Annotated in this window: 23 protein-coding genes; all 23 read left to right on the forward strand. The window is 60.6% G+C overall.

All coding sequences use genetic code 11. The features are described 5' to 3' along the window. Positions 1-154: 154 nt before the first annotated feature. The 23 genes from HHL21_RS14450 (at position 155) to HHL21_RS14560 (ending at position 22,359) form a co-directional block, all read left to right on the forward strand. The gene (locus tag HHL21_RS14450) at positions 155-433 is read left to right on the forward strand and encodes a hypothetical protein (protein ID WP_169467021.1); all 279 of its coding nucleotides are present in this window, start codon (positions 155-157) and stop codon (positions 431-433) included. Next, positions 433-1,404 carry a hypothetical protein gene (locus tag HHL21_RS14455; protein ID WP_169467023.1) on the forward strand — a complete coding sequence of 324 codons (972 nt, stop codon included), beginning with the start codon at positions 433-435 and terminating at the stop codon, positions 1,402-1,404. Before HHL21_RS14450 ends, HHL21_RS14455 begins: the two co-directional genes overlap by 1 nt. 545 nt (positions 1,405-1,949) lie before the next feature. Next, positions 1,950-2,606, forward strand: a complete 657-nt coding sequence (locus HHL21_RS14460; protein ID WP_169467025.1) for a hypothetical protein — start codon at positions 1,950-1,952, stop codon at positions 2,604-2,606. A 143-nt stretch (positions 2,607-2,749) separates the two neighbouring features. Then, complete coding sequence (locus HHL21_RS14465; RefSeq protein WP_169467027.1) at positions 2,750-3,349, forward strand: hypothetical protein; 600 nt, start codon at positions 2,750-2,752, stop codon at positions 3,347-3,349. Continuing rightward, positions 3,349-5,334: a phage terminase large subunit family protein gene (locus tag HHL21_RS14470; protein ID WP_169467030.1), complete on the forward strand. Its 1,986-nt coding sequence runs from the start codon at positions 3,349-3,351 to the stop codon at positions 5,332-5,334. Before HHL21_RS14465 ends, HHL21_RS14470 begins: the two co-directional genes overlap by 1 nt. Positions 5,335-5,339: 5 nt before the next feature. Next, positions 5,340-5,561 carry a phage head-tail joining protein gene (locus tag HHL21_RS14475; RefSeq protein ID WP_169466507.1) on the forward strand — a complete coding sequence of 74 codons (222 nt, stop codon included), beginning with the start codon at positions 5,340-5,342 and terminating at the stop codon, positions 5,559-5,561. A gap of 1 nt (position 5,562) precedes the next feature. Beyond that, the gene (locus HHL21_RS14480; RefSeq protein WP_169467032.1) at positions 5,563-7,014 is read left to right on the forward strand and encodes a phage portal protein; all 1,452 of its coding nucleotides are present in this window, start codon (positions 5,563-5,565) and stop codon (positions 7,012-7,014) included. A gap of 113 nt (positions 7,015-7,127) precedes the next feature. Next, complete coding sequence (locus HHL21_RS14485) at positions 7,128-9,134, forward strand: prohead protease/major capsid protein fusion protein (protein ID WP_370659732.1); 2,007 nt, start codon at positions 7,128-7,130, stop codon at positions 9,132-9,134. A gap of 76 nt (positions 9,135-9,210) precedes the next feature. After that, positions 9,211-9,543 (forward strand): DUF2190 family protein, encoded by a 333-nt coding sequence (locus HHL21_RS14490; RefSeq protein WP_169467037.1) that lies wholly within the window; start codon positions 9,211-9,213, stop codon positions 9,541-9,543. Between the two features lie 2 nt (positions 9,544-9,545). Further along, positions 9,546-9,854 carry a head-tail joining protein gene (locus HHL21_RS14495; RefSeq protein ID WP_169467039.1) on the forward strand — a complete coding sequence of 103 codons (309 nt, stop codon included), beginning with the start codon at positions 9,546-9,548 and terminating at the stop codon, positions 9,852-9,854. After that, positions 9,851-10,270 (forward strand): glycoside hydrolase family protein, encoded by a 420-nt coding sequence (locus HHL21_RS14500; protein ID WP_169467041.1) that lies wholly within the window; start codon positions 9,851-9,853, stop codon positions 10,268-10,270. The genes HHL21_RS14495 and HHL21_RS14500 overlap by 4 nt, the downstream gene beginning before the upstream one ends. 91 nt (positions 10,271-10,361) lie before the next feature. Continuing rightward, the gene (locus tag HHL21_RS14505) at positions 10,362-10,631 is read left to right on the forward strand and encodes a hypothetical protein (protein ID WP_169467043.1); all 270 of its coding nucleotides are present in this window, start codon (positions 10,362-10,364) and stop codon (positions 10,629-10,631) included. After that, the gene (locus HHL21_RS14510) at positions 10,628-11,563 is read left to right on the forward strand and encodes a phage tail tube protein (RefSeq protein ID WP_169467045.1); all 936 of its coding nucleotides are present in this window, start codon (positions 10,628-10,630) and stop codon (positions 11,561-11,563) included. The genes HHL21_RS14505 and HHL21_RS14510 overlap by 4 nt, the downstream gene beginning before the upstream one ends. A 73-nt stretch (positions 11,564-11,636) precedes the next feature. Further along, complete coding sequence (locus HHL21_RS14515) at positions 11,637-11,963, forward strand: hypothetical protein (RefSeq protein ID WP_169467047.1); 327 nt, start codon at positions 11,637-11,639, stop codon at positions 11,961-11,963. A 50-nt stretch (positions 11,964-12,013) separates the two neighbouring features. Further along, positions 12,014-12,364 (forward strand): DUF1799 domain-containing protein, encoded by a 351-nt coding sequence (locus HHL21_RS14520; protein WP_169467049.1) that lies wholly within the window; start codon positions 12,014-12,016, stop codon positions 12,362-12,364. Positions 12,365-12,410: 46 nt separating this feature from the next. Beyond that, positions 12,411-17,231, forward strand: a complete 4,821-nt coding sequence (locus tag HHL21_RS14525) for a DUF4214 domain-containing protein (RefSeq protein WP_169467050.1) — start codon at positions 12,411-12,413, stop codon at positions 17,229-17,231. Then, entirely contained in the window at positions 17,228-18,163 is a 936-nt protein-coding gene (locus HHL21_RS14530) for a hypothetical protein (RefSeq protein WP_169467052.1), read from the forward strand. The genes HHL21_RS14525 and HHL21_RS14530 overlap by 4 nt, the downstream gene beginning before the upstream one ends. Next, positions 18,163-19,644, forward strand: a complete 1,482-nt coding sequence (locus HHL21_RS14535) for a hypothetical protein (RefSeq protein WP_169467054.1) — start codon at positions 18,163-18,165, stop codon at positions 19,642-19,644. The genes HHL21_RS14530 and HHL21_RS14535 overlap by 1 nt, the downstream gene beginning before the upstream one ends. Beyond that, on the forward strand, positions 19,645-20,199 hold the full coding sequence (locus HHL21_RS14540) for a hypothetical protein (protein WP_169467056.1): 555 nt from the start codon (positions 19,645-19,647) through the stop codon (positions 20,197-20,199). 68 nt (positions 20,200-20,267) lie between these two features. Continuing rightward, a complete protein-coding gene (locus HHL21_RS14545) occupies positions 20,268-20,729 on the forward strand; it encodes a hypothetical protein (protein ID WP_169467058.1) in 462 nt (153 codons plus the stop codon). Between the two features lie 30 nt (positions 20,730-20,759). Then, positions 20,760-21,140, forward strand: a complete 381-nt coding sequence (locus HHL21_RS14550; RefSeq protein WP_206085787.1) for a hypothetical protein — start codon at positions 20,760-20,762, stop codon at positions 21,138-21,140. After that, complete coding sequence (locus tag HHL21_RS22175) at positions 21,137-21,787, forward strand: glycoside hydrolase family 19 protein (RefSeq protein ID WP_206085788.1); 651 nt, start codon at positions 21,137-21,139, stop codon at positions 21,785-21,787. The genes HHL21_RS14550 and HHL21_RS22175 overlap by 4 nt, the downstream gene beginning before the upstream one ends. Next, positions 21,784-22,359 carry a hypothetical protein gene (locus HHL21_RS14560; RefSeq protein ID WP_169467063.1) on the forward strand — a complete coding sequence of 192 codons (576 nt, stop codon included), beginning with the start codon at positions 21,784-21,786 and terminating at the stop codon, positions 22,357-22,359. The genes HHL21_RS22175 and HHL21_RS14560 overlap by 4 nt, the downstream gene beginning before the upstream one ends. Positions 22,360-22,383: the final 24 nt, after the last annotated feature.

Consider the following 22,383-nt stretch of genomic DNA (forward strand, 5'->3'; position numbering starts at 1 on the left):
TTAATTTCAATTTAACCCTCAATAGTCTCAATACTGCCAATAAAGATAAATAAAACAATGAGTTAGATATGTTGGGGGTGTGTTGAGGGTGTTGAGGGTTTGTCGGAAAGAAACTATTTAACCGGGATAGGTGAAGGCGATGGCGAGAGGCAGCATGCGGGATCAGATGCCGGTGGTGGCAGCGTGGATCGACGATCTGCGCCACACGTTCGGCACTGAGTACATCGACAGAATCATCAAGGAGGGAGTCAGGGGCAAGCCGGTGTTCTTCGCAAGCGAGAACGGGCACACGGTGGGGACAGCGGTACCGGTGGGTACGCGGGTGTTGAGGGACGAGCGGGGCAACAGGACGGTGGTAATGGATGGGAATGGGCAGCGGATCAACGATATCGACGGCGCAGACCGGCGGGGCAAACTGAAAGGGATGAAGTGATGGGGTTGATGATGGGCGTGGAATTGGGACAGGAAGCAATTTTCGAGAATGCCGGGCAGGCGGTGCACGTGGCGTTCCTGGTCATGGCGCAGGAGGCCACACAGGACGCGCCATTGCGCAAGGCGCTGATCCGGATCATGGAGTCGATCAAGCTGGACTCGGGCAATCAGCGGCATTGGCTCGACCAGCTGCGCGGCGAGCGCAGCGGGACGGTGAACTTCGACGGGCTTAGTCCTGGTGACATCCGGGCTCAGTGCGCCCTGATCACCCAGGCGGTGAAGACCAACCTGCCGGAGATCGAACGCTGGGTGCTGCAGGCGAAGTATGGCGAGACGGAGTTTGAGGACATTCCAGCCGATTCGGTCAGCGACGCATTGAACGTGGCCCTTGCGGAGGCCGAGACTAAGGCGCGAGACGCATGTGACCATGTCGCGCAAGAGCGCAAGCGGTTCGCGGCAGCATGCGACGTACCGTGGATTGCGCTGACGAGAGCAGCGCGCCCGGGGCAGCCGGCGGAATTCCAGACCGCGCGCGCCGGATTTTCAGCTGCGAATCACGCACTGGCCGAAGCCGAGAGCATGGTGCAGGCGGCGCGGGTAGCGCTCGATCGTGCTGGCGCGCCGCGGCTCGGCGACAGAGGGCCAGCACCAGTGGGCGCCGTATCGCGCCGGCGATGGGCGTTCTCAGCCGAGAGGATCGAGTCGATCAAAGGCTTGTCCGACTGGTTCGCGCCGATGTTCCCACGCATCAAACCGCTGGCGATTGACTGTATGCTTGGCCGGATGTTTGCCAATCACAAGAAGCTGGACATCAGCTCCCGCGACCTTGCGCAGCAGTTCGGAGGCAACCACACACAGTATCTGCGCGCCTCTTGGAAGATGAAGAACCATATCAGGATTCTTGAGGCGAATGCGGTGGCGCGCCTTGAGCCGGTATTCATCAAGCACGGGGTAATTGCAGAAATTCAATAAATGCTTTGACGAAAGTGTTCCAGTAGGAGTATATTTTCGTCATTCTCGAAGATATTGTGTCCAAAGCCCGTGCAAGCGGGCTTTGTCGCATCTGCGCTCCGGCTTTGCGTTGAGCGATCAACGTGTTCCGCCCCGCCTGGCTCCTGCCATCGCGGGGCTTTTTGTTTCCGGCCATTGCCTAAGCATGGTGGCGTTGGGCGATAACGTAAAGCGCTTGGATTCTCAACGGCGAAAGGTGGTGATCCTGTCTCGATCCGCAACCATAGCGGGGGATACACACAGTTTTCGTTTGCCCGGTTCGCCGGGCTTTTTTATTCGATGCACCATGGTAGACCGTCCGCCTTCGAACCTCAAGCGTTCGCTGGACGGACGCGCCGCCTCGGTTGTGGGTAATGCAGATTCACGAGACGCCAGCGTGCCTCCAGTGGCGAACAACAGGCACAGTCGCCGACGAACAAAGGCCGGCTCCTCAAGCGTGTGCAGTAAATAGGCGCGGGCGGCGACACAATCGCGGACGTATACAGACGTCTGCACAAGGAGACCAAATGGCTGGTGTACAAATCACGGGCCTGCCGGAGCTATTGAGGCGCATGGATGAAGTGGCCAGGCAGCAAGCGCCGTTCGCCATGGCAAAGGCAATGACCAAGACGATGCGGCAGGCCAAGGTAGCGTTGGACGCGCACATCCCGGAGGCGTTCGACAGGCCGACACCATTCACCCAGCGGGCGGTGGCGTTTAGCGGTGCGACGAAGAGGGACCTAACGGCATCTGTGTTCGTGAAGGATATTCAGGCCAAGTACCTGAGGACCGAAGCCGAAGGCGGACCGCGGCAGTTCAAGTCGTTCGAGGAGAAGTTCGCGGAAGGCGGGCAGACCCGTGTGGCCTTGCCTGGACGCGGTGCGCCGCTTAACCAGTACGGGAACCTGACCAAGGCGAAGATCAAGCAGATCGCGCGAGACGTGAACACATCCGGAAAGGCGAAGCGATTTTTCTCCGGCAAGCCAAAAGGGCAAGACCTGCCGGCCGGCATTTACACAAGGACGAACAACAATAAGTCCATCACGCCACTGCTGGTATTCGCCACCGCCGCTGTGTATGAGAAGCGCTTCAAGTTCAGTGAGATCGGTACAGCCACCATCACCGCCCAGTTCGAGGCCAACATGGTTCAGGCATGGGCAGAAGCAGTCAGAACCGCGCGGTGATGAGGCCGGTCGATTTCCCCGGGTCCTCCCCAGGCCCATCCCCACATGGGTAATTCGCACCCCGATGTTCGCGTTGTCACAGGATTTCAAAGGGGTAGTCAGGTAGTCGGTAGTCAGTTCAGGTAGTCAGAGAGGGTGTCAGCATGGCGTTAATGGGATACAGGGAGTACTCCCGCCACGCTGGCGTTACCTTGCGGGCGGTGCAGAAGGCCATCGAGGCCGGGCACATCCGTGTGACAAGCGATAAGAAAATCGAGTCGGACCTGGCGGACCGGGACTGGCGGAATAGCAAGGACGTGCTGCGCCCGGTCATGAGCATGTTGCCCGAGAAAGCGGCCGCTCCGGCTGCGCCTGGCATTACGGGAAATCGCGCGAACGTTGCGGCTCCGCCGCGGCTCGAGGATCGGGGCGACGAGGAGGAGCAGCCCGAGGCTGAGTCCGATTCCACCACCGGCGAGTACCGGATCCACCGGGCGACGCGCGAAAAATTCAGCGCGCTGAAACAGGAGCTTGAATACAAGCAGCTGGCCGGCGAGCTGATCGCCGTAGAGGAGGCCAAGCGGATCGCGTTCACCACGCTGCGCGGCATCCGGGACTCGGTGCTCAATGTCCCGGCCAGGCTGAAAGATCAGCTTGCCGCGCTCGACGACCCGCACCAGTGCGAGCGCCTGCTCGAATCCGCGTTGTCCTCGGCGCTGGCCGGCATCGATGTCGGCAAGCTGCTGCAGGAACAGGATGAGTAATGGGTGCAGTCGACGAATTTATCCGGGCGGTCAACGAGGCCATCAGGCCCGATAGCCGGATCCCGATCGCTGAATGGGCTGAGAAGTACCGCGTGCTGCCGCCCGACACGCCGGAACCTGGCCCCTGGCGGAACAGCCGCACGCCTTACCTGGTGGGGATCATGGACGCGCTGTCGCCCGACAGCCCGTACCGCGAGATCTACCTCAAGAAGGGCCACCAGCTGGGCGGCTCCGCGCTTGGCGAGAACTTCATCGGCCATGCGATCACGTCGGCGGCCGGCAACATCCTTGCGGTGTTCGCCACGATTGACGACGGCGAAAAGTGGAACCTGTCGCGCTTCGAGCCGATGCGCGAGTCGACGGATGAGCTGAGAAAGCGGATCCGCGACAAGGAAGTAAAGGGTTCCGACAACACGCAGCGCCGGAAGAAATTCCCGGGCGGCTTCCTGCAGATCATCGGCGCCAACCGCCCTGGCGGCTTGAAGTCTTCGACGATGCGCTACGTGCTGCTCGAGGAGATGGACGAATACGCCGGCGACATCGGCAACCAGGGTAGCCCGGAAACGCTGGCGAAAAAGCGAACCAGTAACTTCGGCCGCAAGGCGCGCATCTTCGGCAACAGCACGCCGACCATCGTCGGCACGTCGCCGATCGACCGCAACTACCTGCGCGGCGACCAGCAGAAATATATGGTCGCATGCCCATGTTGCGGTGAACGTCAGTTCTTCCAATGGGGCCAGATGAAGTGGCCCGCCGGCGAGCCGGAGAAGGCGCGCTACCTGTGCGAGCGCTGCGATGTGCTGAGCACCGAAGCGGAATGGAAGACGCGCGGCTACGTGGGCGCTTATTGGCAGCCGACGGCAAAGGGTGAACCCGGCGTCGCCAGCTTCCACTTGCCATCCATATACGCGCCGTTGGGCTGGCGCCCGTGGGCGGAGATGGCGGCCGACTTCGTAGCGGCAAAGGACGACCCGGTCGCGCTCAAGGCCTTCGTCAATAACGAGCTGGCGGAGTGCTGGGAAGACCTGAGCGGCCAGCTCAAAAGCGCGGAGATCGCAAAGCGGCGCGAGGGTTATCCACTTCGCACGATTCCGAAAGGATGTCTCGTCCTCGTGATGTCCGTCGACGTTCAGGGCAACCGGCTGGAGTACCAGATCCTCGGCTTCGGCCGTGGGAAGAAGCACTGGGTCATCGACTACGGAATCATCGATGGCGATCCGGCCAAGGACGATGTGTGGACGCGCCTGACGGCGCTGCGCGAGCGCCCCATGGTGAACAGCTTCGGGGTGTCGATGCGTGTGCAGACGTGTGCAATCGACTCCGGTGGCCACCATACCCACGAGGTCTACCAGTACGCGCGGCTGCACCGGCACGTTGGCGTGTTCGCGGTCAAGGGCGCGTCGACCGCTGGCAAGCCGGTCATCGGCAGACCCGTTTCAATGGATGTAAACCACCGCGGCCGCACGATCAAGGGTGGCGTGCAGCTGTGGCACGTCGGTACGGATACCGCCAAGTCGCTGCTGTTCAACTACATCGCGTCGGACGAGGAGTCGGTACCGAACGACCGCTTCATCCGATTCGCCGCCGGCCTGGCCGATGACTACTTCGAGCAGCTGACCGCCGAAGTGTACGACGCCGACAAGGCGCAGTACCGCAAGCTGCCCGGCCGGCGCAATGAGGTGATCGACTTGTTCGTGTACGGATTTGCGGCAGCCTATCACCCGCTGCTACGACTGGACACGATGCGCGATTCGGACTGGGCTCAAATCGAGAGCGTAGTCGAACCGGTGAACGGGGACCTGTTTACCGCGCCGCTGGCGGCACCAGCCCAGCCGGAAGATGTTGTGGCCGAACCCGAGGAAGCGAAAGGCGAGGTCAACGTTGTTGCCGAGCCGCCGCCACCGCGCATCGAACAACCCGTTCAACCCGAACCACCGCAGGAGACCAGCAGCTGGCTCTCCGGCACTGATAACTGGCTGGATTAAAAATTATGGCTTTCTCACTCACGCAACTGAACGCAATCGAAGCGGCCATTGGATCCGGCCAGCTTTCGGTCAACTACGACGGCAAGAGCGTTACCTACCGCAGCGTCGGAGACCTGATCAAGGCCCGCGACGTGATCCGCGCGGACTTGATGGCATCGGGCGCGCTGGCGTCACCGCGGCTGTCGAACCGCGGCCCTGGTTCGCTCACCATCTTTAGCCGGGACTGACATGAACTTCATCGACGAGATCGTTGGCTACGTCAGCCCGATGTCCGGGGTTCGGCGCGCCCAGGCACGCAGTGCTCTCGAGCTGATGCGTGGCTATGACGCTGCAAAGGTCGGCCGCCGTACTGATGGTTGGATCGCCGGTGCCGGCAGCGCGAACATGGAGATTGCACCAGCGCTCGCAAGGGTGCGCAACCGCTGCCGCGACGTCGTTCGCAATAACGAATATGCGGCGAAGGCGCTCGACACACTGTGTGTGAATACAGTGGGGGATGGCATTGTCGCCAAGTCTCAAGACCAGGCCTTGTGGGACAACTGGTCCGAATACTGCGACGCGGACGGCCAGCTGGACTTTAACGGTTTGCTCGACCTGGCGCACCGCACGAGGCGCGAGAGCGGCGAGGTAATTATCCGCTTCCGCTCGCGTATGCCTGACGATGGCTTCGAGGTTCCGCTCCAGATTCAAGTGTTGGAACCCGACCATATCGACTCCAGCAAGATGGGTCAGCTGTCGAACGGGAATTACGCTATCGCCGGCGTGGAGTTCAACCTGATCGGCCAGCGCGTTGCGTACTGGCTGTTCCCTGTTCACCCTGGCGAGGTGGCCAGCTACCGGTTGAACAGTCTGGAAAGCGTGCGGGTGCCGGCATCCGAGGTGCTCCATTACTACCGCAAGCGCAGGCCGACCCAAGTGCGAGGCATGCCGGAGCTGGCGGTGTCGCTGCTCCGCTTGCGTGACCTGGCCGACTACGAACAGGCCGAGCTGGTCCGCAAGAAAATTGAATCGTGCTTCGTCGCTTTCGTTCGTAGCGATGACACGTCGCTGCGTATCGGGAACGAAACGAAGCAGAACGCGCGCTCAGTGAACGAGAAGGTGGCGCCGGGGATGATCAAGTACATTTCGAATTCGGAGGGCGTCGACTTCGGCAACCCGGCCTCGAGCGGGGGCTACGGCGACTACACCGATACTCAGCTGCACGCGATCGCCGCTGGTGCGGGCGTGATGTACTCGCAGATGACAGGCAACCTGTCGAAGTTCAATTTCAGCAGCTACCGGGCCGGTCTGGTGGAGTTCCGCCAGATGATCAAGGCGGAACAGTGGCTGGCGCTCAAGCCGATGGTGCTGGCACCGATCGGGCGCCGCTTCCAGGAAGTGGCACGGCTGGCAGGCAAGACCCGCAAGCCGATCGTGCCGATGGCCTGGACCATGCCGAAGCTGCAGTGGGTCGACCCGCTGAAGGATGTCATGGCGGCGAAGGAAGAACATCGCGGGACGACGAAGAGCATTTCGGAGACTATCCGCGAACGTGGCGAAGATCCCGAAAAGGTCTTCGCTGAGATCAGGGCTGAACGCGAGATGCTTAAATCCTACGGAATCTTGACAGACTCCGATGCTGCGATTTCCCAGCGCCTGATCGACGCTGCAACCGCTGCAGACATGCTCGACCCACTGTAACCGAAACTCTCCACCATATCCCGCCCTGCCGGCTTGCCCCGAGCAGGGCATTTTTTTGAGAGGTACACATGCCGCAACCGAACGACAACCGCAGCGAAGTTCTGCAAATGCCAATGCTAACGCGAGAGGCGCCAGTTTCAGCTGTCAATGCAGACGCGCGAACGGCAGAGATGGTGTGGACGACCGGTGCCGGCGTCCGGCGCTACGACTGGTACAACGACCGCTACTACGTCGAAGAACTGAGCATGGATCCGAAGCATGTTCGCATGGGACGTCTGGAGTCGGGACGTGCGCCACTGCTGAACACGCACCAGCGGTACGACCTGAGCTCAGTATTTGGAGTAATCCGTTCGGCATCGTTGGAGGCGACCCAGGGCATTGCGACGACTGAGTTCTCCAAGCGTGAGGATGTCGAACCGTACTACCAGGACGTAGTCGGCGGCATCATCGGTAACGTCTCGGTGGGCTACAACGTCTACGAGATGGATCGCATCCCGCCGTCCGCTGATGGGCAGCCGTGGATTTACCGCGCCGTTGATTGGGAGCCTAGCGAAATCTCACTGGTCCCTATTGGCGCGGACGCTGACTGCAGTATCCGAAGCGACGACCCTAGCCAGCCGTACTCAGGACCGGGCCCTAATGTGCGCATGGCGCCCTGCAAGTTCAACACCCGTAGCACTACAGCAGTTCAATCGCCGGCAGCCGCCGGTAACCAAACCAGAAAGGAACCCACCATGCCAGGTGAACAAGGCACTCAGGCGGCGCAGTCCACGGCCCCAACCCAAGCGCAACTCGACGCTGCACGCGCCGAAGGTGCCACGCAAGAATCCGCACGTCAGGCCGGCATCCGCGAAGCAGTGACCCTCGGCGGACTGGATGAAGCGTATGCCACCCAGCTGATCGGCCAGCGCGACATGACGGCAGCCGACGCCGGCATGGCCGTGCTGCGCGAGAAAGCCAAGCGCGATGCTGCAGCGCCAACCCGCAGCGCAGCGAACATCCAGACCATCAGCGATGAGACGGAAGTGCGCCGCACCGCCATGGCCGATGCGATCGCCCTGCGTGCCAACCCGAACGCGTTCCGCAACGATGCCAAGCGCGTCGACGCGGCGCGCCAGTTCCGCGGCATGACGCTGGTGGACATGGCGCGCGAATCGATCGAAGCGGCCGGCGGTAACGCACGCAGCCTGTCGCGCCGCGAGATTGCCGTCATGGCGCTGAATCTCGACCGTGATCTGCAAGGCCGCAGCGGGATGCAATCGGGTAGCGATTTCCCACAGATCCTCGCTGGCACCGTCAACCGCACCCTGCGTACCGCTTACGGTCTGCAGCCGCGCACCTTCACCGGCTGGGCCCGTGAGTCCACAGCACCGGACTTCCGCGAAGTGGCGCGCGCGCAGCTGTCGGAATCGGCAGCGTTCAAGGAAATCAAGGCCGGCGGCGAATACAAGATGCTTTCGTTCGGCGATTCGGCCGAGAAGTACTCGCTGAGCAAGTTCGGCGGTATCGTCGCGATCACCTGGGAATCGATCATCAACGACGATCTGGGCGCATTCGACCGTATCCCGCTGGCACTCGCTGCCGAGGCGGCGGCGATCGAAGGCGACATCGTGTACGGCATCCTTACCGGTGCTGCAGCCATGTCGGACGGCAAGACCCTGTTCCACGCGGACCACGGCAACCTGGCTGGCGCCGCCGGCGCGATCAGTGACGTCACGCTCGGTGCCGCTCGCGCCGCGATGCGCAAGCAGGTCGGGCTCAAGGGGCGAGTGCTGAATTTGACCCCATCGTTCCTGATCGCCGGTCCGGACAGCGAAAGCTTGGCGAACAAGTACACCTCGGCTTCCTTCGTGGCGGCCAAGGCGTCGGATATCAACCCGAACTTCAACACCAGCCTCGAAGTCGTGATTGACCCGCGCATTCTGGGTAATCAGTGGCACCTCTCGGCCACCCCGGCGCTGGTTGACACCATCGAGTACTCGTACCTGGAAGGCGAGCAGGGGCTGTTCACCGAGACCCGCCAGGGCTTCGAAGTCGACGGCCTGCAGATCAAGGCGCGCCACGTGTTCGGTGCGAAGGCGATCGACTGGCGCGGCCTGTACCAGAACGCCGGCGCGTAAGCGCGGTTCGGTGGTAAAGCCGGTCAGCTGAGGCTGACCGGTTCCGTTTCTACAACTCTCATTTGCGAAAGATCACATGAAAAACTTTATTCAGAAGGGCGTTACCCTGACTCTGCTCGTCGCCGCTGCCGCCCAGGCTGGCGAGGCGGTGCTGGTAGGGAAGATCTTCGGCGTTGCTCTGTCCGATGTGGCAGCAGGCAAATCCGGCGAATTCGTGACCGAAGGCGTATTCGAGCTGCCGGCGCTGGCCGGCGACGTTGCGGCACAGGGCGCTGTCCTGTACTGGGACACTGCCAACGAGCGCCTGACGACCACGGACGTGGGGAACACCCGCGTCGGCGTCGCGGTCGAGGCGAAGGCCGGCGGCGCCGCCATCGCGGTGATCAAGCTCGACGCTGTAATTAGCTGATCATGTCGTTCTCCGCCGCTGTATTCTGGCCAGCATTCAAGCAGGCCGGCATGTTGGACGAGGCGGTCTATCAGTCTGACACCGGACCTGCCATTGAGTTCGATGTCAGCTTCTCCCGTCCCGACCAGGTTGTGCTCGATGGCATGGTGCACAACACCGACTACAGCATCGAATACCAGCGCGGTGACATTGATCTGAAGCGCGGATATGTGGTGCGGATCGATGGCGAGGACTACAAGGTGCGGCAAACGCCGGTTGCCAAGGGCGACGGGACCTTCGTTGTTGCCTCTCTAGAAAAGGTTAGTTTATGACTTTGCGAGAAGCCTACATCGAAGGGTTAATCGCCGATCTAAGGGCCGCTGCTGGTATTGGCGCCATGGTCGAGCGGTCGATCGTCAAGGCATTCACGCGGGAAGAGGACACCGTTCTCGTCGTGCATCGCGGCGCCGAGAGTCAGCCTGACAACTCCAGGCTGGGTGTTATCGACCGGACGTGCGAGATCCTGCTAAGCATCGTCGCGCGAGGTGATGCGCCTGACCAGCTTGCTGATGCCGTGCTCGAGGTGGCACATCCGTTGGTCATGGCATACCGTGCGCCACGGATCATTGACGTTTGGGAAGGGCCGACCGACGCGCCTAAGTTTTCCGATGTTGGCGGTACGGCCGGCTTGATCACCGTGCACTATTTCATCAGGTACCGATCGGGCCCGAATAGCCTATCTTCGTAACGGACTCATGTCGGGGTACACGCCCGGAAGTAAGAGCAACATCCCTCAACCGAACCCGCCTGACCGCGGGTTTTTTTATGGAAGGACTCGTATGAAAACAAATAAGCAAGGCGATGTTGGCGGCCAGCCCGCTGGCGAAGCAGCTGATTTCCCGACGACCGCCGCAGCGCAGAGCAATGTGGCGAAGGTAAAAGACGTGATCGCAAGCGATGAGCACGCGGGAAAGGGTGGCAGCTATGTGATCAACCCCGATACCGGCAAGCGGCACCTGAGCATGGAAATGGTTGCAGGCCGTGCCGAGGCCGCGTTGGCGGAAAAAAAACGTGCCGCTTCCAAAGCGGCGGAACTGGGAGATGAATGATGGGTAAGCTCGTACGTAATGCCGTGCTGCTGGCCGTAATCCAGCCGGTCCCAGGTACCGACGCTGTGCCAACAGGCGCACTCAACGCCATCATGGCGATGAACATCTCCGCACAGCCGATCTCTGCTGAGTTCGCCAAACGCAACAACATCAAACCGTACTTCGGCAACATGGGCAGCGTCCCGGTTGCCGTCCATGCCGAGGTGTCGTTCGAAATCGAACTGGCTGGCGCGGGTGCAGCTGGCACGGCCCCGAAGTACGGGCCACTGCTGCGTGGTTGCGCGTTCTCCGAAACGACCTCCGCTGGCGTAAGCGTCACATATGCGCCGGTCACGGAGGCGCAAGAAGCCGTGACGTTGTATTACAACCTGGACGGCATCCTGTACCGAATGACGGACGCGAAGGGAACCGTGGCTTTCGGCCTGAGCGCCAAGGGCATCCCGGTAATGAAGTACCGCTTCATCGGCTTGTACAGCACGCCAACTGATACGCCGACTCCAGTCGGCGTGGACTACAGTGGCTTCAAGGACCCGCTCGCGGTAAATGCATCGAACACACCGGTAGCAACCCTGCACGGCGTCGCCGGCAAGGTGCAGTCGATCGATGCGGACATGGCCAACCAGCTGGTGTACCGCAACCTGATCGGTTGGGAGGGCATCCTCATTACTGGCCGCGAACCAACCGGTTCGTACGTCATGGAACTTGAATCCGTCGCCACCAAGGACTGGTACACGACGATCAAGGACGGCGTGCTGGGCACTCTTTCGGTGACCCATGGCCTTACCGCGGGCAACATCATCCAGTTGGCGGCGCCGAAGGTGCAGGTGCTGGACCCGTCGCTCAGCGAGGCTGACGGCATCTCCATGTTGACCTGCAAGCTCGATCTGCAGCCGGATGTCGGCAACGACGAATTTATTCTGACGGTCCGCTAGTCAGCGTCCACAACCATCCCCTCGGCCAGCCATTGCTGGCCGTTTTCTTACCCCCTCAAAAATAGGAACTGTCATGGCATTCAAAGTCGCTCTGTCGCCCACGTACCAAACAAAGATTGTCGTCGAGACCCCAAACAACAACGGAAAGTTCGACAAGTCGGACTTCATGGCCGAGTTCAAGCGTGTCAGCTTCGACGATCTCGACGAACTCCGCAAACTGCCGCAGAAAGAAGTGCTGGAGAAAGTGCTCGTTGGCTGGTCCGGCCTGGTCGATGAAGGTGGCAGCGAAGTGCATTTCAATCCATTGAACGTTGCGGTGGTGTTGCAGATCCCACAGGCGTTCACTTCGTTGTACGAAGGCTTCTGGAGTTCGATCTTCAGGGCTAAGGAAAAAAACTAAAAGCGGCAGCGCGGTACTGGGCCGGTGACGTGCCGGCGCCACCCACCAGTATGACGGACGACATCGTCGACCAGCTTGTTGCGTTGAAAGCGCCGCCGGATGTAATCGAGGCGGCGCGCGATCGAGCCCAAGCCCGGAGAGGCGGCGCGGCTGCTGCCAACGATACGTTCGATGTCTGGCCCGAAAACTGGACGTCGGTGCAGCTCTTCCTAAACGTCAGCACGCAATGGGATGTTGTCGCCGGAATGAGCGGCCTGATTTACATGGGTCTCAAATACGAAATTGTCCCGGAACAGATGGACCGCTTGCGAATCGCTCGGAAGAAGCGAGCGGACATGTGGGGCGATCTCAGCTTGATGGAACGTGCAGCGCTGCCGCTGCTGAATAAAAAAGCACCGTAGCCCAGCTCGCCGTCGAATCGATGGCAGCACCTTGAAATGGATCCCTATGTCAGCACTTGGCTCACTTGTTGTAAAGCTCGCTCTTGAGTACGCGGAGTACACGAAGGGGCTCGAAAAATCCGATCAGGCGTCCCTGAAGTTCGCGAAAAATGCGCAACGCCATTTCGATGAGGCAGGCAAGGCTACGACCGATTTCCTGTCGAATGTCGCCAAATCGGCTGCTGGCGCGGTAGCAGCCTTCTTCACCGTCGACGCCATGATCGGTCAGCTGAAGAGCTCAATCGACACGCTGGCCAATCTTGACGACATGGCGCAGAAGACCGGCTCGAGCGTGGAGAACCTCTCGCGTTTGCAGAAGGTCGCCAGCGCATTCAGTCAGGACTTCGGGGTCGTCGACGCCTCAATATCGCGACTCGCCAAGGGTATGGCTACAGCGGACGACGAGAGCAACAAGGTGCACAAGGCTCTCACCGCGCTCAGCGTCTCTTCCAAGGATGTTGCAGGCAAGCTTCGTGATCCTTCCGAGGTCCTGGTGGATGTGGCCAAGAGCCTGCAGGGCTACGGCGACGATGCCGGCAAGGCCGCACTGCTGAACGACTTGCTGGGGAAATCCGGTGCCGATCTCATTCCGTACCTGAACGACGTTGCGGAAAATGTCGACAAATTCGCTGGTGTTTCCAAAGAGGCGGCGGAGAAAGCATCGGCGCTGCAGGACCGCCTCGGTGCTATGCGCGAGAAGTCGGATGCCCTGTTCACCTCGATCGCGACCGCGACTCTTCCCGCGATGAGCGACCTTGCCGGTGCGTTCCTGGATGTGGCCGAGTCGCGTGATGGGCTCGTCGATGGGAAGGGCGCGGAGTGGGCCGATGATCTGGCTCTTGGACTGGCGCGAGTCGTTGACGTTGCGATCCTGCTGCCGAAGATTCTCTCGGCAGTTGGTGGAAGCATCAACGTCGTGGCAAGCGACGTGGGCTTGCTGCAGACAGCGATGGAGAACGCCAATCCACTTACGATGGCCCGCAAGTGGCTGAAGGGCGGTTCGGCCTTCGATGATATCCAGAAGGCCCTGGATAAACGTAACCAGACGCTGGCCGACGCAAACAAGAAGTGGGACGACCTGTGGAACAAGCCGGCGAACCAGCTCGAGCAAGCGATGCTCAAGCGGATCGCTGGCCGTGCTGATGCACCGGCGGCTGGCCCGGACAAGCCTGTAGTGGAAAAGCCGTCGCTGAACTACACGACCGGCAACGGGCCGAAGGAAGCTCGTAACGATTTTGACCAGATGAATAAATCGCTACAACAGAAACTTGCGCTTACTGAGCAGGAGATCACGCTCGGCCGTGCGCTCTCCAGTTCCGAAAGAGAGATCGCCGCGCTTACCCGAGGCCGCATTGAAGGCACGGTAAAGCTATCGGACGTTGATGCAGCGAAGCTCGCCGCAGGGTTCGCCCAGCTCGGGCTGAATGAAGACCTACTGCGCGCACGTGCCGCAGCGGAAAAGTTCGATAAGGACGAACTCGCTGCGGCGCAGAAGAAAATTTCGACCGCATACGAATCGCTGGCGAAAATGCAGGAGGAGGTCGACATGTTCGGCAAGCTCCCAGCTGAAATCACGAGGGCGACCATCGCCAAGCTGGAACTGCACAAAACCCAGTTGGAAATTAACGAAGGTACCGCTGAAGAGATCCGTACGGTTGAGGGATTGATCGAAGTGAACAAGCGCCTTGCGGGCATGCAAGATCGCAAAACTGAGCTCGAGGAAGCTAAGAAAGCCCGCGAGGAACTCGACAAGTTTCTCGATCCTACCAAGGCGCAAACGTTTGGCGAGGCGCTCCAGGGAGCGTTTGGCGGAGCCGGCGACGCTGCGTCCAGGATGATCGGTTCGCTTCAATCTTATGGCATTAAGCAGGCCGAGATCGAAAAAGCAAGGAAGGACGCGGCCAAGGCATACGCGACGGATTCGACGAAGCTTGCCGCCGCCTCAAAGGCGATTACCGAGAAAGAGGTGAAGAACAAAATTGGCGCGTACGGGGACATGGCCGGCGCGGCAAAGGGATTCTTCAGCGAAAATTCCAAGGGCCACAAAGCCATGGAGGCCGCAGAGAGAGGATTCCGCGCCGTTGAGACCGCGATGGCGATTGAGTCCATGCTAACCAAAAGCGGCCTGCTGACCGCATTCACGGGCCTGTTCGTCGCCAGTAAGGCGGCCGAAACCACGGCAACCGTCACAAACACGGCAGTTGACACGGCAGCGACCGGAGTGTCAGTCGGGAACTCAATGCTGCGGGCTGGAGCATCGACCGCTGCTGGTGCCGCTAAGGCATTCGAGCAAATGGGTGTATGGGGCTTTGTCGGCGCTGCTGCCATCATCGCCTTCATGGGCAAACTGGGAGTGTTTGGCGGAACTGGTGGTGGCGGCCCTGCTGCAGCCACATTCGAAGATCGACAGAAGAAACAGGGCACCGGCACGGTGCTTGGCGACGATTCGGCGAAATCCGAATCGATCGCGAAGTCGCTGGAGATCATGGAGCAGAACTCCTCGATGGGGCTGGACTACCAGAACTCGATGCTGCAGGCGTTGCGCAATATCGAGACGGCATTGGGTGGGGCGGCCAAGGGGATTTTCCAGACCGCGGGACTGACTGGTGGCAGCGCTTTCGGCACGACCAACACGTCTACCAAATCCTTCTTCGGCTCGGACAAGAGCACGACCATCACCGATACCGGCGTGCGCTTCACTGGCTCGCTTGGCGATTTGCGCGCTGGTGGCGGTAGTGGCATCCAGTACGAGGATGTGACCAAGACTAGCGATGGTGGCTGGTTCAGTGGCAACAAGACTAGCTCCAACACGAACACGAAGGCGCTCAGCGATGCGGCGCTGAAACCCTTCACGCTCATCTTCGACAACATGGGCGACTTGCTCGTCGGCGCCGGCGTCAAGTTGGGCGCCGATAGCATGGGCCTGACGAACGCCATCAATCAGATCGGCATCGATTTCGCGGTCAGCACCCGCGAACTGAAAGGTCAGGACCTGGTTGACGCGCTGTCGGCCGGTATCAGTGTGGCATTCGACAAAGTTACAACTGCAGTATTCCCGCAGATCGCCGAGTTCCAGAAGGTGGGCGAAGGCATGGGCGAGACGCTGGTGCGTGTCGCTGCAAACTACGCATCACTGGACGCGACACTCAACGCGATGGGCATGACCTTCGGCCCGATCGGCATCGGTAGCCTTGCAGCGCGCGAGCACCTGATCATGCTGGCCGGTGGTATCGACAAGCTTTCCGAACAGGCGTCGGGCTTTGCCGAAAACTACCTGACCGAAGCGGAGCGCCTGGCGCCAGTGCAGAAGTATGTCACCGAGTCGTTAGCGACCCTTGGGTACCTGGGCGATACAGCACTGCGTACTCGCGACGACTTTAAGGCAGCCGTCCTCGGGCTGCAGAATGGCGGCGCGCTTGCGACTGAGGCTGGCGCGGCTACGTTCGCTGCGCTGATGGCACTCCAAGGGGCGTTTGCAATGACCGTCCCGGCCATAGAGGCGGCGAGCTCGTCAATTGAGGGCATGCGCGAGTCAGTCGCTGTTCTCCTTGGTGGGGTGGACGATGCGGTCGGGGTCCTGCAGCGTGTAACCAATGCTGAGAAAGAGCGAACAGGCAAGGCACATGAGCTGACAATGAAGCGGCTGCAGGCGCAGATGGACGTTAGCTCCGCCCTGGTCGCTGAGCATAAAGCATTGTCGAGCCTGTCCAGCACGACAATCTCGCAAATGAGCATTGCAGGTAGCGAGGGTGCTGACCGGGCCTCGGCCCAGGCACAAGTGCGGAATGCTATCGCGATCGTAATAGCGGGCGGCATGCTTCCTTCTGCGGAAAGCATGCGCGCGCCGTTTGCAGTCTTGGCAAAGGACTCCTCGAATCTGTTTGCGACGATGCAGGATTACCAGCGCGATTTCTATCGGACGCAGGGTGACATCGCGGCGCTGGGCGCGTTGTCGGACAAGGCCTTGTCGGTCGAGGAGAAAATGCTTGCAACGCTCAGTGGCCAGAAGGACTTGGCGCAACTGGCCTACGACGGTGAGATTGCGCGCCTCGACGGGATACTGGAACAAGCCCAGCGGGAAATCGACATCCTCAACGGGATCGACACAACCGGCTTGACCATTGTCCAGGCGTTGGAAGCGGTGCGTCTCGCAATTCTGGCTGCCCAGGCAAACCCGATTGCCGCCTCGGGCGCGAGCATCAGCGACGCGTATAAATCGGCGCTTGGCCGCGCGCCCGATGCGGCCGGCCTTGAGTTCTTCAAGGATAAGGCGGCAACAGGTACGCCGATCAGTGACATTGTTGCCGCTATCAAGAACTCCCCGGAGGCGAAAGCGCAGGCCATGTATCAGTCGCTGCTTGGTCGCGCTGGTGACGCCGGTGGTATTGCGTACTGGACCAAGGTGCTTAGTGGAGGAATGTCGGAGCAGGCGGCGCGCGACTTGATGATGCAGTCCGGAGAGTATAAAAAGCTCAAGGGTATCCCGGGTTTTGCGAATGGCGGCGATCATTCCGGCGGCGTCCGTATCGTTGGCGAGCGCGGGCCTGAGCTTGAGTTCACAGGTCCATCCCGGATCGTGAACAATCGCGACCTGATGGCTCGCCTTCAAAATCCTGGCGCGAACAGCGATGCGCTTGTGACTGAGATTCGTTTGCTGCGCCAGCAGGTTGAACGCTTACAGCTGGCGGCAGAGAAAACGGCTGACGATACAGGAAAAATGGTTCTCAGCACCGGTCAACTTGCCGATCAGTTCAACGAGGTTAGCGAGGGAGGCAATGCTATGCGATCGGATGTAGTGGCATCTGTGCGCTTGGAGGTGGCGACATGACGGTAAGTGCAAGAGTGATGGTTACTACAGAGATAACAGCAAGCATGATCAAGGCGGGAACAACGATCGCAGCGACGGACGCGGCAGTAGGTGAGGTGGCGTGGGTATCTGGTGGCGTCTATGCGGTCGACGATCAGCGCACGTACGGCGATTCTGTTTGGGGATGCAAACTCGCCCACTCTGGGCACGCGCAGGCGCCTGACCTTGATTCGAACTACTGGATTCGCCAGGGCCCGACGAATCGAATGGCGCCTTTTGACGATTACACCAATACGAAGGCGGTGGCTACTGGATCGCTCACGTATGTGTTTCAACCGGGGTTTCTGAACGGCCTCGCGGTGTATGGCATGGAGGGCGCTGCGTATAGCGCCACCGTTAAGGACTCGCCTGGCGGGGCTGTACTTCGGTCGTGGAGCGGTGATTTGTATAGCCAGGCCTCTGGCTTCTACGAACTATTGTTCTCTTTGCTTGTGCCGACGGTTCAAATGTCCTTTGACGACATTCCGCTCGCGCCAGATGCTGAGGTAACGATCACCGTTTCTTCTGACCCAGGGAAACGGGTGGCGATCGGGGCAATCAAGGTAGGCGACTGGCGCCAGTTCATCGGGGATGGTGGCGGAGGCGGCGCGCAGTACGGTGCCGAGTCCAATCGTAAGAGCTATACGTTTCGTAAATACAATTTCGATGGAACATACGAGATCGTCAAGCGTGCCAGTAGTCGAAATGTCAACTGTAGCGTAGTGATCGACGCCGACCAGGCGATGTATGCCGATTCAATCCTGGGGGAAATCGTGGAGACCGCCGTACCGTTCGAAGCGAGCGGCTTGCCGGGCTATGGGTATCTCAACACGCTCGGATTTGTCGCTGGAAGCATCCGCGCTGACAGCGTGGGCACCACATCTATCAATCTAAAGATCGAAGGAAATATTTGATGGCAATTACCCCGGTACCGGCAATGACGGACACGCCACCGTTCCCTGCCTTGGCGGATCGTGCGGCAGGCACCTACAACGCCAAGGCGTATGCGTTTGGGTCGCATATGTCTGACACGTTCAATAGCGAGCTCGTTGCGGTCGCGACCAATGTGCAAGGCAATGCAGCCGATGCGGCGGCTAGCGCAACCACAGCGACGACCAAGGCTTCGGAGGCGACATCGTCGGCGAGCAATGCTGCGAGCAGCGCCGCCTCTGCACTGACGGCGCCAGGAACGAGCGCGACCAGTGCTACGAGTCTGTTGATCGGCACGGGCAGCAAGAGCCTGATCATTCAGACGAGCAAGGCATACAGCGTCGGCCAGTCTGTCGTCATTGCCGATAGTGCATCGCCGTCGGCGAATTGGATGTGGGGTCAGATCACAAGCTATGACGCCGGTACGGGTGCGCTGGTCGTCAATGTCAAAGAGGCGGGCGGATCGGGCACCTACGGCTCATGGGCCGTTAGCCTGTCCAGCAGCCCTGGGCTAGCGGCGCCCCGCATCGTACGCTCGCCTCGCGCGAGCAACACCATGCTCGGTGCTTCTGACCAGGCGACCCTGATTGACATCACCGGTGGCACCTTCTCGCAGACCTTTGCCGCTGCGGCCGTTTTGGGTAATGGCTGGTGCTGCTGGCTGCGCAATTCAGGAACTGGCGATATCACGCTCGATCCGAACGGCGCCGAACTGATCGATGGCCTTTCCAGCTACATCATGTATCCCGGCGAGGCCCGCCTGATCCAGTGTAATGGGACGACGCTCACCTCGATGGTGATCTCGCCGTTTAATAAAACGTTTACTGTCAGCAGCAACTTCATTAAGCCACCCGGATATACCGACTTCGGGGGAGTGACGTGGAATGGAGGAAGGGGAGGGTCTGGAGGATCCGGATATAACACGACTAATGGATTCCCAGGTAGCGGTGGAAGTGGTGGCACAGGAGGCGAAGGCGGATGGTTCACTATTGGCGCTTCCAAGCTCGGAGCATCGTCCACTGTGACCATTGGTGCCGGTGGAAGCGGAGGCACTGCGACCAACATTGCCAATGCAGCTGGTGGTGCCGAGGGCGCGGGTGGCACCACATCATTCGGACCGATCTCGCTTGCCATTGATGATTATGGTCCATGGTTTGCACGTAAGAATGGGGGTAACGGCTCATCTATTGGATCACCACCAACAGCAGGTGTTGCGGCAAGGGGTGGTGGGGGGGGCGGGGGTGGCGGAGCCGGGGGCAATCAGGGGAATACCGTTGGTGCTGGCGGTACTTCCATCACAGGGGGCAACGGCGGCAGTGGGGGCGCACAAAATACCACGGGGGTCGCGGGCGCTGCCCGTGGTGGCGGGGGTGGGGGCGGAGGAGGCGCCAGTGCCGACGGAACAATGTCCGGCCCCGGCGGTCCCGGTGGCCGAGGTGAAGTATGTGTATGGGGGATTGCATAAATGAACGCACATCAACTCGACGCCGACGGCGTCATCATTAACACCATCGTTGTCGATGACTTGAACGCTCTAACGAACCTGATCGACGCCGCACTCGGCGGGCGAATTGGCGACAGATGGGATGGTGCAAACTTCCTCCCCCCAGCGTTCTCCGCAGAGGCACTCGAAGAACTCAAAGCGCACGCCATCGCGCAAACATATGCGGACGTGGACAGCGTGTATGACGCTGCCATCGGGCGCCGTGCGACCGAGTACGCGGACGCGGAAAGCGCGGCGCGCCAGTACGTGGCCGGCGGCTACGTTGGCACGGCATCGAGTTACGTCGCGGACTTTGCCATGGACAACCCGACCGGCTTGCAGCAGACAGACGCATGGGCCGCGGACAATATCATCGCCCGCGCCGATGCGTTCCGATCAGCCCAGCTGTCGATGCGCAGTACGCGCTTTGTCCGCCAGAAGGGCATGCGCGGCGCTGCCAGTAAGGCTGAGCTGGCCGTCGTAGTGGAGCAGTGGAACGGCTTTATTGCCAGCCTTCGCGCACAGCTGGGGGTGTAGTGGGAACCGTAACATTCCTGTACACACGACGGCGGCGAAACCCGATTTCGCTGGCGATCCGCTGGGCCATGCCGCGCACGCGCTTCGCCTGGGCGCTGTCTTCGCACCTGATCGTTAAGGTGGGTGATACCTGCTACGAAGCGACCATGTTGCATGGCGTGCGCAAGGTACCGCTGGCCGTGGCGATGGCGGGTCAGGTTCTGGTCAAGGAAACGCACTTCTACGTTCCCGACCCAGCCGCCGGGGTAGCCTTTGGCGAATCCCAACTCTGCACCTACGAACCGAAGCTACCGACCTGGTTGCCGAGGTGGGTCCGAGCGCCGCTGGCCGTCGCGCTCAAGATCCGCAACAACAACTATGACTTCAAAGGTGCGTTCGGGCTGTCACTCGCGCCGGGCCGCGATTGGGCTGAGGACGATTTCTGGTTCTGCTATGAGCTTGGCGCAGGCTGGCTTCGTGCTGCTGGGCGCAACGTGTTTTCCAATCTTTCCCACGTTGGCGAAACTGCCCTCATGGCTATCAATCCTTGATCACTCACACCCACAATGAAAGTAAATAGAATGAGCGAACCAATTTCCGGCGCTGCAGCCGGAGCAGCTGGCTGGAATTTTATCGGTGGCTTGGCCGGGATCGCCGGGATCGGCGCCGGTCTGGCTTCCATCGTCGTGATGTGCGCCATGACGCCGCGTAGCGCCAAGGAATGGGCTGTCGGGATCATCTCGACGGTCGTGGCATCCATCGGAGGTGGTGCGGCCGTTATCCAGCACTATGATCTGCTGGCGTGGGCAGATACGCCCATCGGCCTTGTGGCCATGCTCGGCCTGGTGTTCGCTTGCGGGTTACCTGGTTGGGCCATCGTGCGATGGATGTTCAACTACATCGATCGGAAAAAGGGGGCCGATCTCGGCGAGGTGATCAGCGACGTGCGGGGCGCACTGTGAACCGCTCGCAGCTGCTGTCCTTGTCGCCCGGCCTCGGCGCGCGCGTCGACGTGTTCATCGAACCGCTCAACGTCGCAATGAAGCGCTTCGAGATCGACACGCCAGCACGCCAGGCGGCGTTCCTGGCGCAGGTCCTGCATGAGTCGTTGGGCCTGACCAGGATGACCGAGAACCTGAACTATTCTCCTGCGGCGCTGATTGCCACCTTCAATACCCGTCAGGCGATCCGTTTCACAACGGATGCCGCCGCGCTGTACGGCCGCACTGCGCACCATCCTGCCAACCAGCAGATGATCGCCAACACCGCTTACGCGAACCGAATGGGCAACGGTTCGATCGAGTCGGGCGACGGTTGGCGCTACCGTGGCCGCGGTCCTGGCCAGCTCACCGGCAAAGACAACTACACGGCTTGCGGAGAGGCGCTCGGGCTTGATCTGGTGAACTGTCCGGACCAGGTCGCCGAGCCTACGGTCGGCTGTCTGGCCTTCGCATGGTTCTGGGACAAGGGAAATCGCACGGGCAAGTCGCTCAACCTGGTGGCGGACATTGGCAAGATCGACCGGCTTAGCCTGGCGGTGAACGGCGGCAGCCATGGGCTGGCCGAGCGAATTGCGCTGACCCAGCGCGCGCTCGAGGTACTGGCATGACTCGCCTGATGGGGCGCATCGCGAGTGTGGCCGTTCCACGCTGGGCGATGTGGGCAGCGGTAGGCGTGCTGGCAGTATCCGGCTACGGGACGGGCCGATTGCATGAGGCGCGACGTGGCGCTGACGCCCACGCTCAATACGTTGCTGGCCAAGCCGAGCAGGTGGTTGTCATCGTCAAAAAGCAAACCGAAGTGGTGACCGTCGTCGAAACGAAATACCGTGACCGCATCCATACAATTCATACAGAAGGAGTCGCAATTGAAAGCATCATCCCCGATCTCATTACCCCTGCGGATATTGAGCGCTTTGCTGTCAATGTTGGCTTTGTCCGCTTGCTCGACGCCGGCTGGGATGGTTCCGTTGCTGGACCCGCCAGCGATTCTGATCGAGAACCCGCTGGAATTTCGCTCGATGAAGTCGCGGCCGTTCAAGTCGGCAATGCCACCAGCTGCCGGATCTGGCGCGAGCAAGTCTACGGGTGGCGCGAGTTCTACGCCAAGCAGCAGGTAGCGGTCAACGGCGAGGCTGGAGAGTGGTACGTGGCGGCGCCATTGATCGGCCCGCCGCAATGAGGTGACGCATGACCCACATTATTG

It is taken from the genome of Massilia polaris (assembly GCF_012927275.1).
Classification (GTDB): Bacteria; Pseudomonadota; Gammaproteobacteria; order Burkholderiales; family Burkholderiaceae_D; genus Telluria_A; species Telluria_A polaris.

Bases quoted from the DNA above. Each gene is read 5' to 3' on its own strand.
- HHL21_RS14500 (WP_169467041.1), top strand. From the start codon at position 9,851: ATGACTTTGCGAGAAGCCTACATCGAAGGGTTAATCGCCGATCTAAGG.
- HHL21_RS14540 (WP_169467056.1), top strand. From the start codon at position 19,645: ATGAACGCACATCAACTCGACGCCGACGGCGTCATCATTAACACCATC.
- HHL21_RS14505 (WP_169467043.1), top strand. From the start codon at position 10,362: ATGAAAACAAATAAGCAAGGCGATGTTGGCGGCCAGCCCGCTGGCGAA.
- HHL21_RS14550 (WP_206085787.1), top strand. From the start codon at position 20,760: ATGAGCGAACCAATTTCCGGCGCTGCAGCCGGAGCAGCTGGCTGGAAT.
- HHL21_RS14465 (WP_169467027.1), top strand. From the start codon at position 2,750: ATGGCGTTAATGGGATACAGGGAGTACTCCCGCCACGCTGGCGTTACC.
- HHL21_RS14470 (WP_169467030.1), top strand. From the start codon at position 3,349: ATGGGTGCAGTCGACGAATTTATCCGGGCGGTCAACGAGGCCATCAGG.
- HHL21_RS14490 (WP_169467037.1), top strand. From the start codon at position 9,211: ATGAAAAACTTTATTCAGAAGGGCGTTACCCTGACTCTGCTCGTCGCC.
- HHL21_RS14480 (WP_169467032.1), top strand. From the start codon at position 5,563: ATGAACTTCATCGACGAGATCGTTGGCTACGTCAGCCCGATGTCCGGG.
- HHL21_RS14545 (WP_169467058.1), top strand. From the start codon at position 20,268: ATGCCGCGCACGCGCTTCGCCTGGGCGCTGTCTTCGCACCTGATCGTT.
- HHL21_RS14535 (WP_169467054.1), top strand. From the start codon at position 18,163: ATGGCAATTACCCCGGTACCGGCAATGACGGACACGCCACCGTTCCCT.
- HHL21_RS14520 (WP_169467049.1), top strand. From the start codon at position 12,014: ATGACGGACGACATCGTCGACCAGCTTGTTGCGTTGAAAGCGCCGCCG.
- HHL21_RS14560 (WP_169467063.1), top strand. From the start codon at position 21,784: ATGACTCGCCTGATGGGGCGCATCGCGAGTGTGGCCGTTCCACGCTGG.
- HHL21_RS14510 (WP_169467045.1), top strand. From the start codon at position 10,628: ATGATGGGTAAGCTCGTACGTAATGCCGTGCTGCTGGCCGTAATCCAG.
- HHL21_RS14460 (WP_169467025.1), top strand. From the start codon at position 1,950: ATGGCTGGTGTACAAATCACGGGCCTGCCGGAGCTATTGAGGCGCATG.
- HHL21_RS14530 (WP_169467052.1), top strand. From the start codon at position 17,228: ATGACGGTAAGTGCAAGAGTGATGGTTACTACAGAGATAACAGCAAGC.
- HHL21_RS14495 (WP_169467039.1), top strand. From the start codon at position 9,546: ATGTCGTTCTCCGCCGCTGTATTCTGGCCAGCATTCAAGCAGGCCGGC.
- HHL21_RS14525 (WP_169467050.1), top strand. From the start codon at position 12,411: ATGTCAGCACTTGGCTCACTTGTTGTAAAGCTCGCTCTTGAGTACGCG.
- HHL21_RS14515 (WP_169467047.1), top strand. From the start codon at position 11,637: ATGGCATTCAAAGTCGCTCTGTCGCCCACGTACCAAACAAAGATTGTC.
- HHL21_RS14450 (WP_169467021.1), top strand. From the start codon at position 155: ATGCGGGATCAGATGCCGGTGGTGGCAGCGTGGATCGACGATCTGCGC.
- HHL21_RS14485 (WP_370659732.1), top strand. From the start codon at position 7,128: ATGCTAACGCGAGAGGCGCCAGTTTCAGCTGTCAATGCAGACGCGCGA.
- HHL21_RS14455 (WP_169467023.1), top strand. From the start codon at position 433: ATGGGGTTGATGATGGGCGTGGAATTGGGACAGGAAGCAATTTTCGAG.
- HHL21_RS14475 (WP_169466507.1), top strand. From the start codon at position 5,340: ATGGCTTTCTCACTCACGCAACTGAACGCAATCGAAGCGGCCATTGGA.